This is a genomic window from Collinsella sp. AM29-10AC (assembly GCF_003469085.1).
Taxonomy (GTDB): domain Bacteria; phylum Actinomycetota; class Coriobacteriia; order Coriobacteriales; family Coriobacteriaceae; genus Collinsella.
Map to the genome: position 1 here is coordinate 80460 of NZ_QSKB01000001.1, position 13306 is coordinate 93765.

At 60.5% G+C, this 13306-nt stretch carries 10 protein-coding genes and 2 tRNA genes; 11 read left to right on the top strand and 1 reads right to left on the bottom strand.

Annotation, left to right across the window (positions count from 1 at the left end):
- Window positions 1-9: 9 nt before the first annotated feature.
- Genes DW754_RS00380 through DW754_RS00390 form a run of 3 tightly spaced genes read left to right on the top strand, consistent with a single transcriptional unit; the run spans window position 10 to window position 3288 of the window.
- Entirely contained in the window at window positions 10-813 is an 804-nt protein-coding gene (locus DW754_RS00380) for a TlyA family RNA methyltransferase (protein WP_117758184.1), read from the top strand.
- A complete protein-coding gene (locus DW754_RS00385) occupies window positions 810-1670 on the top strand; it encodes an NAD(+)/NADH kinase (protein ID WP_117758136.1) in 861 nt (286 codons plus the stop codon). Before DW754_RS00380 ends, DW754_RS00385 begins: the two co-directional genes overlap by 4 nt.
- Window positions 1660-3288 carry a DNA repair protein RecN gene (locus tag DW754_RS00390; protein ID WP_117758135.1) on the top strand — a complete coding sequence of 543 codons (1629 nt, stop codon included), beginning with the start codon at window positions 1660-1662 and terminating at the stop codon, window positions 3286-3288. The genes DW754_RS00385 and DW754_RS00390 overlap by 11 nt, the downstream gene beginning before the upstream one ends.
- 221 nt (window positions 3289-3509) lie before the next feature.
- Here DW754_RS00390 and DW754_RS00395 read toward each other — a convergent pair whose 3' ends face one another.
- Window positions 3510-4367 (bottom strand): MurR/RpiR family transcriptional regulator, encoded by an 858-nt coding sequence (locus tag DW754_RS00395; protein ID WP_117806188.1) that lies wholly within the window; start codon window positions 4365-4367, stop codon window positions 3510-3512.
- A 272-nt stretch (window positions 4368-4639) separates the two neighbouring features.
- Between DW754_RS00395 and DW754_RS00400 the strand changes: the two genes are divergently transcribed.
- From DW754_RS00400 to DW754_RS00435, 8 genes are all read left to right on the top strand, one after another.
- Window positions 4640-6643, top strand: coding sequence for a fructose-specific PTS transporter subunit EIIC (locus DW754_RS00400; protein ID WP_117758133.1), 2004 nt, complete (start codon window positions 4640-4642; stop codon window positions 6641-6643).
- Between the two features lie 505 nt (window positions 6644-7148).
- Entirely contained in the window at window positions 7149-7412 is a 264-nt protein-coding gene (locus DW754_RS00405; protein ID WP_022094575.1) for an HPr family phosphocarrier protein, read from the top strand.
- 133 nt (window positions 7413-7545) lie between these two features.
- Window positions 7546-9249, top strand: a complete 1704-nt coding sequence (gene ptsP, locus DW754_RS00410; RefSeq protein WP_117758132.1) for a phosphoenolpyruvate--protein phosphotransferase — start codon at window positions 7546-7548, stop codon at window positions 9247-9249.
- Between the two features lie 74 nt (window positions 9250-9323).
- Complete coding sequence (locus DW754_RS00415) at window positions 9324-10256, top strand: 1-phosphofructokinase family hexose kinase (RefSeq protein WP_055250439.1); 933 nt, start codon at window positions 9324-9326, stop codon at window positions 10254-10256.
- A 183-nt stretch (window positions 10257-10439) separates the two neighbouring features.
- A complete protein-coding gene (locus DW754_RS00420; protein WP_117758131.1) occupies window positions 10440-11372 on the top strand; it encodes a 1-phosphofructokinase family hexose kinase in 933 nt (310 codons plus the stop codon).
- A gap of 195 nt (window positions 11373-11567) precedes the next feature.
- Window positions 11568-12962 carry a CCA tRNA nucleotidyltransferase gene (locus tag DW754_RS00425; RefSeq protein WP_117758130.1) on the top strand — a complete coding sequence of 465 codons (1395 nt, stop codon included), beginning with the start codon at window positions 11568-11570 and terminating at the stop codon, window positions 12960-12962.
- A 127-nt stretch (window positions 12963-13089) separates the two neighbouring features.
- Window positions 13090-13166 (top strand) — tRNA-Glu (locus DW754_RS00430).
- A 22-nt stretch (window positions 13167-13188) separates the two neighbouring features.
- Window positions 13189-13265 (top strand) — tRNA-Glu (locus DW754_RS00435).
- Window positions 13266-13306 lie beyond the last annotated feature (41 nt).

The following is a 13306-nucleotide window of genomic DNA, read 5'->3' on the forward strand; positions in this document are numbered from 1 at the left end:
ATGGCATTCATGAAACGCGTGCGTCTTGATGACGAACTGATTTCACAGGGCATCTGCGCCGATCGCGCGGATGCCCTTCGCACTCTTATGGCCGGCTTGGTCTCGAGTGGCGGCGAGCGCTTGACTTCGCCGGGCCTTAAGGTGACCCCGGGCCTGCCGTTGCACGTGAAGGGGCGCATTCCCTATGTTGGCCGCGGCGGTCTTAAGCTCGAAGGCGCGCTTGATGCGTTTGGTATCAATCCGACGGGCCTTGCCTGTCTGGATGTGGGCTGCTCTACCGGCGGCTTTACCGATTGCCTGCTTAAGCGCGGAGCTGCGACAGTTGTCTCGGTGGACGTGGGTCGCGCCCAGTTCGATTGGTCGTTGCGTCAGGACGATCGCGTGACGCTGCATGAGCGCACAAACGTGACGCAGCTGCCCGAGCTTGGCTATGCCGGCGCTATCGACCTGGCTGTGTGTGACGTCTCGTTTACCAGCATCGCGAACATTATCGATGCGGTGCTGGCGTGCCTGGCGCCTACGGGTGCATTCTGCACGCTCGTAAAGCCGCAGTTTGAGGCTCCGGCGGCGCTGGTGGGCGAGGGCGGAATTGTGACCGACCCCGCCGTGCGCCGCGATACACTCGTTGCGGCAGTTGAACTCTTTGCTGCCAAGGGGCTGTTCCCGGTCGATGTGTGCGTGTCGCCCATTCATGGTGCCAAGGGAAACGTTGAGTTTTTCCTGTACGGCATGAGGTTTGCCCCCGGCGGACGTACCGACGATGAGCTGCAATCCCAGGTATCGGTTTTGAGCGAGAAAGCTGCAACGCTATGAAGGTCTTTCTGGTTCCCAATTACTACAAGCAAGAGGCCGTCGAGAGCGGTCTGATGCTCGAGCTTTGGCTTTCGCGCCAGGGCTACGAGGTCGCATGGGCTGCCGACCAGCGATCGAAGATTCAAAGCACGCCTGATATTGATGGCTCAGATCTGGTCATTACGCTCGGCGGCGACGGTACGTTGCTGCGCGCTGCCCGCATCCTCAACCATCGCGAGATTCCTATCCTTGGTCTTTCCTATGGTCACCTGGGCTTTTTAACTGCTGCGAGCCCCGAGGAGCGCGACATTCTGCAGGTCGTGAGCGATGCTCTGTCCGGTGAGCTGCACGTGAGCCGCCGCGCCACCATCGCCGCGGATATCGTGTCCGTGCGCGACGATGGCACGAAGGATGTCGTGCGCACGTTTGCCCTCAACGATATGGCACTTACGCGCGGCCCCCTGTCCGATATGGTTGAGTTTGACATCACGGTGTCCGGCCATCATATCGATCGCCTGCGCGGCGACGGTGTCGTCGTTTCGACGGCGACCGGCTCCACCGGCTATGCGCTTTCCGCCGGCGGTCCCATTGTCAGCCCCGATTACACGGGTATGGTCTGTGTGCCCATCGCCCCGCATACCATTCAGGCTCGCGCCTTTTTGACCTCGCCGAGCGATGTAGTCGAGATCTTTATGTCCGACGATCGCCCGAGCGTGCCGGCGATTGCCATCGACGGACAGTTTATTACCTGCGATGGCACGGTCGAGAGCGTGGCCGTGCGTCGCGGTCCCGGAGATGTGCTGCTTCTCGATTACGGTCCCGAGAGCTTTTATAACTCCGTGAGCCGCGTGTTCTACGGAGTGCGTCATGATCGATGAGCTGCAGGTTTCTAACATTGCACTCATTCGCGAGGCGACGCTGGTGCCGAGTACCGGCCTGACTGTCCTGACCGGCGAGACCGGTGCCGGCAAGACCGCGCTGCTCTCGGCCCTCAAGCTTATTTTGGGTGAGCGCGCGGATTCGTCGACGGTGCGCGAGGGCGAGGCGCTGGCGAGTGTCGAGGCGCGCTTGTTCGACGGCCCGCACGACACGGAAGGCTTCACGGTCCAGCGCAGCCTTTCTGCCGAGGGCCGCAGCCGCGTGAAGATTGACGGCCGCATCGCCAGTGTGCGCGAGCTTTCGGAGCGCGTCGGCGTGATGATGGATCTGTGCGGCCAGCACGAGCACCAGCGCTTGCTCGACCCGGCGCATCACGTTGCGATGGTCGATGCGTGGGCAGGGCGCTCTGCGCTCGAGGCGCTGGATGCGTATCGCGCCTGCTTTAAGGCATCGCGCGCTGCCGCCAAGGAGGTTCGACGCGTCGAAGAGGCCTCACGTGCGCAGGGGAGCCGCGTCGAGGAGGCGCGCTTTGCCCTGGAGCGCATCGGCGAGGTCGACCCCAAGCCGGGCGAGTATGAGGAGCTCGAGGAGCTGCTGCCGCGCTCGGAGCACGCCGAGGTCTTGGTGGCGACGGCTAACGATGCCCATGCATCGCTTGCCGCCGAAGGGGGAGCGCTCGATGCCGTGAACAGTGCCGTGGCAGAGCTTTCTCGAATGGCTACCGTCGATCGCAAACTGGGTGACATCGCCGACGCACTTTCGAATGCCTGCATCTTACTCGAGGATTGCGCCAACGAGCTGCGTGCTTATCGCGATGGCGTCGCCTTCGACCCGCGCGAGCTCGCTCGCATGCGTGAGCGGTATTCCGACCTCAAGGGCCTGTTGCGTCAGTGGGGTCCCACCATGTACGATGTTTTTGCCATGCGCGATCGCTCGCAAGAGCTGCTGTCCCTGGTCGATGATGGCGATGAACAGATCAAAAAGGCGCGCGAATCACTTGGTGCTGCTGAGCGCGAGTTGTTTGCCGCTGCCAAGGCGCTTAAGCGCGCTCGCAATACGGCGGCCCCGCGCTTCTGCCACGAGGTTGGTCGTCAGATGGCACGCTTGGAGATGGGCGGCGCCGAGCTCGTTTGGGAGTCGCGTGATCTTCCGCGCGCCGAGTGGACGCCGGCGGGTCCTTCGAGCTATGAGCTTTTGTATCGCAGCGGTGCCGGCTTGACGCCGCGTCCCCTGCGCCGAATTGCGTCGGGCGGCGAGCTTAGCCGCGTCATGTTGGCGAGCAAGGTGGTCTTGGGTAATGCTGATGGTGTCGACACTCTGGTATTTGACGAGGTCGATGCTGGTGTCGGTGGCTCCACGGCGCGTGCACTCGCGGGCGTGCTGGCAGATCTCGCCGCAACGCATCAGGTGATTGTCGTAACCCACTTGGCGCAAGTCGCCGTCATGGCTGACAAGCATTATGTCGTCAGCAAGGAACCGGGCGATGTTCCCCAGACGCATTTGGACGAGGTAACTGGCGAAGCGCGTACCGCCGAGATCGCCCGCATGCTCAGCGGCGATCAGTCCGAGGCAAGCCTGGCGCACGCCAGGCAGATGCTTGCGGAGGCGCGTGCCTAGGCCGAGCCGCCACATGCATGTCCAACCCGGCCGCCACGAAATGGGTCCATCTACTACGTTTGGTAGGGCATCGGCAACCACGCCAAGAATTGCAAAAAGAAAACCGCAGGTAGAACGCCTGCGGTTTTCTCTATTTTGGGTGTATGGTTGGCGGTTGCGGTTAAAACGTAGTAGATGGGCGTGTTTCGTGACGAGAGGCGTCTATCGGCTCCCCAATTTACCTACTCAACGACCTTATCCGGCTGGATGAGCTCCTCGTAGTAGCTGATGTGCTCTCGGGCGTCCTCGATTTCGGGCAGCAGGAAGTTGTAGATGACCTCTATGATCATTGTGGCGCTTATCTTAGAGAACGCAAAGTCGCCCGTCGTCAGCAGCGCTTCGTGGTTGACGGTATTAAAAGTGTAGTCTGCCAGGCGCGCGAGCGGGGATTTGCTGTCGCTGCTGATGACGACTACGGTTGCGCCGCAGTCGCGAGCCGCTTTTGCCATGCGATTCAGTCGGCGCGATTTGCCGGAGTTTGAGATTAGCACGATGACGTCGCCGGGGCGTAGTGTGAGCGCAAACCCGATCGAGGTCTCGCTGATGGTGCTCGCCATGCAGCGAAGGCCCAGCTGCGAAAACTTAAATGTCGCATCGAGCGCGACCGCGTTCGTATTGCCCACAGCCGCAAACTCAATAACCCCTGCATGCTTAAGGGCATGTACAACAGCCGCCAGCGTATCGTGGTCGATCCCGTCGATGGTCGCATTAAGCTCGCTCACCTTGGCAGCCAGGATGTTCTTAAGGCTCTGCTCCATGTTGTCGAGTGAGACTTCGTCAGTCAGGCCCTCGTTGCGCTGGCTTTCCAAATCCCTCGCCAGGGAAAACTGAAAGCTGCGGAAGCTGCCAAAGCCAAGCTTGCGGCAGAAGCGCGAAACGGTCGCCTCGGACGTGGCGGCGGCGCGCGAGAGCTGAGCTGCCGTGAGGCGTGGCGCCTCGGACTGGTGCTCCAATATATAGTCGACAATGCGCTGCTCTGACTCGCTGTATCCCTGATGGGTACTAATGAGGGAAAGTGCGCTCTTGCTACTATCGGTCATGGATGGCTCCTGGTTGGCATGATAATCGGACTCGTTTTGTAATGTCATAGTATAGGGGGATTTTCAATTACAAGATACACCTTGCCGTTTCAAGTGTTGATGGTAAACTTTCACCTACCGTTTACGGTTATGAAAGAACCTTTCACCGGAGAATTGCGCCGTGTCTCTTCTCACGCGGACGGTAGGTTGGTATCTTTCAGTTGTGGAAAAGCGCGCAAGGACGCGCGTGTAGGGGAGCGCCTGCGGGCGCAAAACTTAAAAAGGAGGGACACATGGCTAAGTTTGACATCATCGCCGCCACCGGTTGCCCGACCGGCATCGCGCACACCTTCATGGCGAAGGAGGCGCTGGAGAAGGCAGCTGCCGAGCGCGGTCTGACCATTAAGGTCGAGACTCATGGCCAGGTCGGTGTCGAGAACGAGCTCACCAAGAGTGAGATCGCTGGTGCCAAGGCCGTCGTCGTCGCAGCCGATAAGGATGTCCAGGCTGAGCGTTTCGCCGGCAAGCCCATGGTTTCCGTTGGTGTTTCCAAGGCCCTGTCCGTTGAGGCCGCCGGTAAGCTGATTGACCGCGCGCTCGCCGCCAAGGGCGACAACACGGTTGCAGCCGCTGCCGATGTCGAGGACGAGGCCGAGGAGAAGGAGTCCATCGGTCACGTCATCTACAAGCACCTTATGAACGGCGTCAGCCATATGCTGGTCTTCGTCGTTGCCGGTGGTGTCCTGACCGCCGTCTCGTTCCTGTGGGGCATTACGTCCTTCGATTCGACGGCGTCTGACTACAACAGCTTTGCTGCGATGCTCAAGATCATCGGCGGCATCGCCATGAACCTCATGGTTCCGGTGCTTTCCGCCTACATCGCCGAGTCCATCGGTAAGCGCCCGGCGCTCGTCCCTGGTTTTGTTGCCGGTATGATCGCCATTCAGGGCCTGCCTGTTAACGCCGAGACCGGCATGATCGACGCCGGTGGCGCCGGCGTGGGCTTCGGCTTCCTGGGCGGCATCGTCGGCGGCTTCCTCGCTGGCTATGTCATCCTGCTGCTCGAGAAGGTCTTTGCCGGTCTGCCCAAGAACCTGGACGGCCTCAAGGCCATCTTCCTGTACCCGCTGTTCTCGACGGCTATCGTCGGCCTGGTCATGCTCGGCATTTCCGGCCCCATGGCTGCCATCAACACCGCCATGATGGACTTCCTCAAGGGCCTGTCCGCCTCTGGCGCCGTTGTCCTGGGTCTTGCCATCGGCTGCATGTGCGCCTTTGACATGGGTGGCCCGGTCAACAAGGCTGCTTACGTCACTGGTACTGCTATGCTCACCGAGGCACTGGCTGCCGGCGTTGGCACCGATACCTACAACTTCGGCACTAACTTCATGGCTGCCGTCTCCGCCGCCTGCATCGTTCCGCCGCTGATCACTACCTTCGCCGTCGTTGTCGGCAAGAAGTACTTCAGCCAGGAGGATCACGACGCCGGTGTCGTCAACCTCATCCTTGGTTGCACCCACATCACCGAGGGCGCCATTCCGTTCATGACCAAGAACATCTGGCCCGTCATGCCCATCATGATGCTCGGTTCCTCTATCGCTTCGATCCTGACCATTATGTTCAACGTTCACGATCCGGCGCCTCACGGTGGCTTCCTGGTCCTGCCCGTTGTCGAGAACGGTCCGCTTTGGGTCCTCGCTATCCTCATCGGCGCTGTGGTCGGTGGCATCCTGTTCGTGGCCTTCAAGAAGTACGACTTTGAGAAGAACCAGAAGGCCGCTCCTGCAGCCAAGCCCGTTGAGGCCCCCAAGGCCGCTGCCGTCGAGGCCCCCAAGGCCGAGGCTGCCGACTTCGTGAAGGTCGAGAATGTCTTTGTCGCCGAGGACTTCGCTTCTCGTGACGAGGCTCTGAGCTTCGTTTCCAACCAGGCCGTCAAGGCCGGTATCGCAAGCGACGCCGACGCCGTGATGAACGCCTTCCTGGCCCGCGAGGCCGAGGGCACCACGGGCATGATGGAGGGCTTCGCCATCCCGCATGCCAAGTCCGACGCCATTACCGAGGCCGCCGTCATCGTCGTTAAGGACGAATCCGGCGTGACCGGTTGGGACACCATGGACGGCGCTCCCGTCAACGTGGCTATCGCCCTGCTCATCCCCGGTGCACAGGCTGGCACCACGCACCTCAGGATCCTGTCCAAGGTCGCCGAGGCGCTCATGGACGAGGACTTCCGTGGCACCGTCAAGGGTTCCACCGACGCCGCCGAGATCGCCAAGACGATCAACGCCCGCCTGGTCTAATCCAGCAGTCAGCGATTAATATCGCCCCCTGTAAAAAGGCGGAGACCCTCACCAGGGCCTCCGCCTTTTTCATCCCTACTCGGCACTTAGGGACGTTCCTTTTCTGCCGGCAGTTTGGGACAGTCCTCAGTCCACAAGAGGGTATAGATAGGCTCCATCAACTAGATCAACCAGGCGAACAAAAAATTAGCCAGAATTCTGTTTGCACGATATTGCTCTGGACCGACCGAGTTTCCGCAGCTTGCCTGCCGGGCGGGGCGGTTCAGTTTGTCGCGAGTTCCGCACGCAAAGGAAAGCACTTAATGTGCTTTCCGTCTTGCGCAGGACTGTAGAGCAGCAAACTTAACCGCCCCGCCCGGCAGACGAACGTACAGGAACGACATCTGTCCAACAATTCGTGCGAAACACAATGAAAAACCGTTTGATGTGAGTTAATATAAACAACGTCGTGAATCTGACTCCTGCCACATGCATGACAGGGGTTAAACACAAAAAGGAGACAATTATGGTTTCTGAGAAGGCTACCCTCGTTAATCCTCAGGGTCTGCACATGCGTCCGGCTGGTCTGTTCGCCTCCACCATGGGCAAGTATGCCTGTGACGTGACGGTCGTCACCCCCGAGAAGGAGGTCAACGGCAAGTCCCCGATGGCCCTCATGGCTGCTGGTATCCCCTGCGGTACCGAGGTCGAGGTCAAGTGCGACGGCGCCGACGAGGCCGAGGCTCTGGCTGCTGCCATCGAGCTCATCAAGAGCGGTCTTGGCGAGTAGAACTCAAACGGGTCGCATGTTGAACAACTAAGTTCATATTTGGGGGCGCAGTGACCTGTTGTAAGGTAGCTGCGCTCTTTTGTCATGGATATGGCAAAACGCTTTATCACATGACACGGAGAGAGGAATGGGAATGTATCAGGGAGTCAACGCTTCCGAGGGCATCGGTATCGGCACCGTTATGGTCGCCGTCGATCCCGACTTGACGTTTGAGCCGCACGAGGTTGCTGATTCGGCAGCAGAGAAGGAACGCTATCAGACCGCTCTTTCGGTCTTCTGCGAGAAGACTCAGGCTCAGGCCGACCACATGAAGGAGACGGTGGGCGAGGCCGAGGCCGAGATCATGAGCGGACACATTGTCCTGGCTCAGGATCCGGGCATGACCGACGCCATCAACGCCGCCATTGACGGCGGCACCTGCGCCGAGCAGGCGCTCATGGACACCTCGACCATGTTCGAGAACATGTTCCTGTCCATGGACGACGAGATGTTCCGTCTGCGCGCGGCCGACATCGCCGACATCCGTACCGGCATTCTGGCCGAGTTGCTGGGTAAGGAGGTCGTCGACCTCTCCGTCCTGCCCGAGAACACCGTCGTTGTCGTGCACGACCTCACGCCGTCCATGACCGCCACGATCGATAAGGCGCACGTTGCCGGTATCGTCACCGAGACTGGTGGCCGCACGTCGCACTCCGCAATCATTGCGCGCGCCCTCGAGATCCCGGCTGTCCTTTCGGTTTCCAACAGCTGCACCGCACTGCGCAACGGCATGACCGTTGTCGTCGACGGTGGCAAGGGTATCGTCGAGGCCGATCCCGATGAGGAGACGCTCGCCGCTTACACTGCCAAGGCCGAGGCTTTCGCTGCCGAGAAGGCGGCTCTCGAGGCCTTCCGCGGCAAGCCGTCCGTGACTGCCGACGGCATCAAGAAGATCATTGCCTGCAACATCGGCAACCCCGATGACGTGCCCAACGCGCTCGATCACGACGCCGAGGCTATCGGCCTGTTCCGTTCCGAGTTCCTGTTCATGGACTCTGCTGAGCTTCCTTCCGAGGAGGAGCAGTTCAACGCCTACCGTAAGGTCGCCAGCGCGCTCAAGGGTGCTCCGGTCATCATCCGCACGCTCGATGTGGGTGGCGACAAGGAGATTCCGTACCTGCACATGGTCAAGGAAGAGAACCCCTTCATGGGCTTCCGCGCCGTGCGTTACTGCCTGGCCAACCCCGACCAGTACAAGGTCCAGCTCCGCGCCCTGCTGCGCGCCAGCGCCTTCGGTGACGTCAAGATCATGATCCCGCTCGTCACCTGCGTCGAGGAAGTCTTGGCTGTCAAGGAGCTCGTCGAGCAGTGCAAGGCCGAGCTGACCGAAGAGGGTCGCAAGTTCAACGAGAACATCGAGGTTGGCATCATGGTCGAGACGCCTGCCGCCTCGCTGCTCACTGACCGCCTGGCCGAGGTCGCCGACTTCTTCTCCATCGGCACCAACGACCTGATCGGCTACACCATGTGCGCCGACCGTGGCAACGACACCATCTCCAACCTGTACCAGGTTTACTATCCCGCCGTGCTCCGCTCGCTCAAGAACATCATCGAGAGCGGCGTGAAGGCCGGCATCATGGTCGGTATGTGCGGCGAGGCCGCTGCCGATCCGTTGCTCGAGCCGCTGCTGATCAGCTGGGGCCTGGAGGAGTTCTCGATGAGCGCTCCGTCCATCCTGCGCGCCCGCAAGACCATCAGCCAGTGGACCAAGGCCGAGTGCGACGAGCTCGCCGAGAAGGCGCTCGCCTGCAACACCGCTGCCGAGGTCAAGGCACTGCTCGAGTCCGCAGCTCGCTAATTTGGTATCAGAGGTAACCGCGTGGTTGGAATGGGCCGGCCACGCGGCCCTCACATATACAGGGGGTACTGTAAATGTTCTACACGCTAACCGCTAACCCGGCTGTCGACATGACGGTTTCGAGCTCTCCGCTCGAGCCCGACGAGAACGTCCGCACCGGCTCGGCCAGCTACACGGCTAACGGCAAGGGCCTCGACGTGTCCTTCGCCTTTAAGAAGATGGGCGTCGACACCGTCGCGCTCGGTTTCTTCGCCGGCTTCACGGGCAAGTTCATCGTCGAGGAGGTCATGAACCTGGGTTGCCTCTGCCGCCCGGTCTGGACCGACGGTATCACGCGCATCAACACCTACGTCAACGATGGCCAGCACGAGTACGGCATCCTGAACCCCGGTGCTCCGATCACGCCGCAGCATCAGGAGGAGCTCTACAACATCCTGGACACCGCGGGCGACCTTGAGTGCCTGATCGTCTCCGGCTCCGTGCCTCCCAAAGCTACGCCCGACTTCCTGGCTCAGGTCATGGAGCACGCTCAGGCCCGTGGCGCCGACGTCGTCCTGGACCTGTCCTCCGACAAGCTCAAGGAGCTCGCTCACAAGAAGCCGCTGCTCATTAAGCCGAACCATCACGAGATGAAGGCTATCTTCGGCGTGCCGGTCGACACCGACGACGAGGTCCGCGTTGCCATGAAGCTGGCTCACGAGGCCGGCGTCCAGAACGTGCTGCTCACCCGTGGTAGCCGCGGTGACGCTTACTTCTCCAACGGCGAGGACATCTGGTATGCCAAGCGTGAGTTCAACATCAAGCTTGTCTCTTCCGTCTGCGCCGGCGACTGCACCCTCGCTGCGTTCCTGCACAAGTGGTACAGGGATCGCGACAACGTCGAGGAGGCCATGAAGCTCGCTATGGCCACCGGCGCCAACGTTGCTGAGTCCGTCGGCATCGGCGACTTTGGTCACGTCGACGAGTACAGCAAGCGCGTTGCCGTTCGCAAGCTCGATCGCAAGTAAGCGAAACACGACAAACTCGTGCGCATACGGCGTCCCGGTTTCGACCGGGGCGCCGTTTTTTGTCCCACTCGAACCTCGGAGCCGCGCTTCACGCGTTCCACACCGTTCACCGAGTTGTTGTAGCCTTTTGCCGAAGCGTGGAATATACTTTCATTAACTCGTTGCTTCGTGAAAGGAACATTCATGATTTACACGCTTACTGCAAATCCCGCTATTGACTACAACATCTCCTGCGATGGCTTGTCCGCCAACACCGTTACCCGCACCCGTAACGCTGTCTACACCCCCAACGGCAAGGGTCTCAACGTTTCGTTTACGCTCGACCACTACGGCGTCGACACCACGATCCTGGGCTTCTTCGCCGGCTTCTCGGGTGAGTATATCGTTAAGGGCGCCGAGGCCCTGGGCGTGCCCGTCAAGCCCGTGTGGACTGACGGCATCACGCGTGTTAACGTGTTCCTCAACGCCGGTCCCGACACCGAGTACAACATGGTCAACGCCGGTGCCGCCATCAACGAAGCCAACGAGCAGGAGATGTTTGAGCTTATCGATTCGCTCGATGACATGACCTGCCTGGTTATCAGCGGCTCGCTGCCCCCCAACACCTCCGAGAGCTTCCTGGCAGAGGTCCTGCACCGCGTCAAGGCCAAGGGGGCCGAGTTCGTCCTTGACATCTCGAGCCATCAGCTGGCCGACCTCATTGCTATGGAGCCGTTGCTCATTAAGCCTAACGACGACGAGCTGCTCGACATCTTTGGCATTAAGGTGAGCGGTGGCGACGACGAGTCCGTCAAGGGCGCCATGGCCGAGCTGCACGCCAAGGGCGCTAAGAACGTGCTGCTGACCCTCGGTGGCGCCGGTGCGTACTTCTCCAACGGCGAGCACATCTGGTTTGCCAATCGCACCTTCGACGTCAAGCTGCTGTCGACGGTGTGCGCCGGCGATTCCTCGCTCGCTGCCTTCCTGTCCGTATGGCACGACGCTCCCGAGCGAGTCGAGGACGCCCTGCGCCTTTCGATGGCTACCGGCGCCAACGTGGTCGAGTGCCCGGGTCTGGGCGATTTTGCCAAGGTGGACGAATACAAGAAGCACATTGAGATTCGCCAGGTCTGCTAGCAGCATCGATGCGTCGTTGCCGAACACCCGCTTTGGATTACCAAGGCGGGTGTTTTTTGCGCGCTGAACGTATGTGGCGTCTGCTGTCTCGATTTATCTAATCGACGACGCGATTGCGTGTGCGTGTTTTCTCGTTTCTTGTTAGACTTCTTGAGAACCATCGATTTATGCTCACAAGTGCAGGAGGCCATAGGCATGTGCAATGTTTCGCTCAACGGTACTCAACCGTCCGATGCGTCCCTGTGCGTCCTGCGCGCGCTTGAGGCGGCTGGTCTTGAGGCTTGGTACGTGGGCGGTTGGGTGCGCGACGCCCTGATGGGGTGCCCCAGCCACGATGTTGATATGTGCTGTAGCGGCCTGTGGCAGGAGTCCAAAGCGGCGCTCGAGGCCGCCGGCATCGCGGTTGTGGAGTCCGGCATTAAATTTGGCGGAATCACGGCTATTTCCGATGGCGAGCGTATCGAGGTCACCACGTACCGTCTGGATGGCTTTTACACCGATGGTCGCCATCCCCAGAGTGTGGAGCGTGCCGCCTCGCTCGAGGACGATCTGGCGCGCCGCGACTTTACCGTCAACGCCATGGCCTGGCATCCCGAGCGCGGGCTTGTCGACCGCTATGACGGCCAGGGTGATCTGGAGCGCAAGCTGATTCGCGCTGTCGGCGATCCCAAGCGCCGCTTTAACGAGGACGCCCTGCGCATGCTGCGTGCGGTACGCTTTGCCTGCCGCCTTGACTTTATGATTGAGCCCGAGACCAAGCGCGCGCTTGCCGAGTGCGCACCGCTGCTCGATGCCGTGGCGCGCGAGCGTGTGGGTATTGAGCTCGAGGGCATTCTTTCGACCGGTCATGGGGGAGACGCGATGCTTCGCTATCCCGAGCTCATCTGTGCCGCCGTGCCCGAGCTTGCGCCCGCTCGCGGGTTTGATCAAAGCAGTGTCTATCATGCGTTTAACGTCTACGAGCATATCGCCCGCGTGCTGACGGTGGCAGGGGAGCTGGCGCTGTGCGACGGCGTCGCGCCCTCGTCGAGCCTTATGTGGGCGGCGTTTTTGCACGATGTGTCCAAGCCCGAGTGCTTTTCGGTCGATCACGCCGGCAGCGGACACTTCTACGGTCATCCCGAGCTCGGCGCCAAGAAAGCGCGCGTCATTATGGATCGCCTGGCGCTCTCGCACGACCTGGTGCGCGACGTGTGCCTGCTCATCAAATATCACGATAAGCCGCTGCGCCCCGAGCGCTCCTGCCTGCTCAATATGATGCGCGCGCTTTCGGGCGAGGGCGTCGATACAGCGCGCTTAATCGACGAGCTTATGGACCTCAAGCGTGCCGACACGCTGGGCAAGGCCCCGTCGTGCTTCTATTACGTCGAGACGATTGAGGAGATGCGCGCAATGGCGCACGAGCTGCTGAAGGCGGGGGAACCCTATACGCTCAAGATGCTCGCCATTAACGGCGGCGACCTGATCCGCGCCGGTGTGAAGCCGGGGCCCGAGCTAGGCCAGCTACTCAACTCCGCCCTCGACGCCGTGATCGAAGACAACATTTCCAACGAGCGCGAAGCTCTTTTGGTCCATCTCAACTTGAATTAGCTACCCAGTTTACCTGCGTGTTCCATAACCTGCCGACAATTTTTCGGCAATTTGGAATTTCTTCTTGCGCTGACGTTTTTTGTCCCGTAATATATTTCCTCGCAGCACGGCAGTGCAGATGTCATGTGGCCCGTTCGTCTAGCGGTTTAGGACGCCGCCCTCTCAAGGCGGAGATCACCAGTTCGAATCTGGTACGGGCTACCACTTCTTTTCTGCTGAGGTCTATGGCCCGTTCGTCTAGCGGTTTAGGACGCCGCCCTCTCAAGGCGGAGATCACCAGTTCGAATCTGGTACGGGCTACCACGCATCTGATACCCGGTCTTCCCATGGAAGCCCGGGTTTTT

Excerpts from the sequence above, each read along its gene's own strand:
- DW754_RS00380 (WP_117758184.1), top strand. The coding sequence starts at position 10 with ATGAAACGCGTGCGTCTTGATGACGAACTGATTTCACAGGGCATCTGC.
- DW754_RS00385 (WP_117758136.1), top strand. The coding sequence starts at position 810 with ATGAAGGTCTTTCTGGTTCCCAATTACTACAAGCAAGAGGCCGTCGAG.
- DW754_RS00390 (WP_117758135.1), top strand. The coding sequence starts at position 1,660 with ATGATCGATGAGCTGCAGGTTTCTAACATTGCACTCATTCGCGAGGCG.
- DW754_RS00395 (WP_117806188.1), bottom strand. The coding sequence starts at position 4,367 with ATGACCGATAGTAGCAAGAGCGCACTTTCCCTCATTAGTACCCATCAG.
- DW754_RS00400 (WP_117758133.1), top strand. The coding sequence starts at position 4,640 with ATGGCTAAGTTTGACATCATCGCCGCCACCGGTTGCCCGACCGGCATC.
- DW754_RS00405 (WP_022094575.1), top strand. The coding sequence starts at position 7,149 with ATGGTTTCTGAGAAGGCTACCCTCGTTAATCCTCAGGGTCTGCACATG.
- ptsP (WP_117758132.1), top strand. The coding sequence starts at position 7,546 with ATGTATCAGGGAGTCAACGCTTCCGAGGGCATCGGTATCGGCACCGTT.
- DW754_RS00415 (WP_055250439.1), top strand. The coding sequence starts at position 9,324 with ATGTTCTACACGCTAACCGCTAACCCGGCTGTCGACATGACGGTTTCG.
- DW754_RS00420 (WP_117758131.1), top strand. The coding sequence starts at position 10,440 with ATGATTTACACGCTTACTGCAAATCCCGCTATTGACTACAACATCTCC.
- DW754_RS00425 (WP_117758130.1), top strand. The coding sequence starts at position 11,568 with ATGTGCAATGTTTCGCTCAACGGTACTCAACCGTCCGATGCGTCCCTG.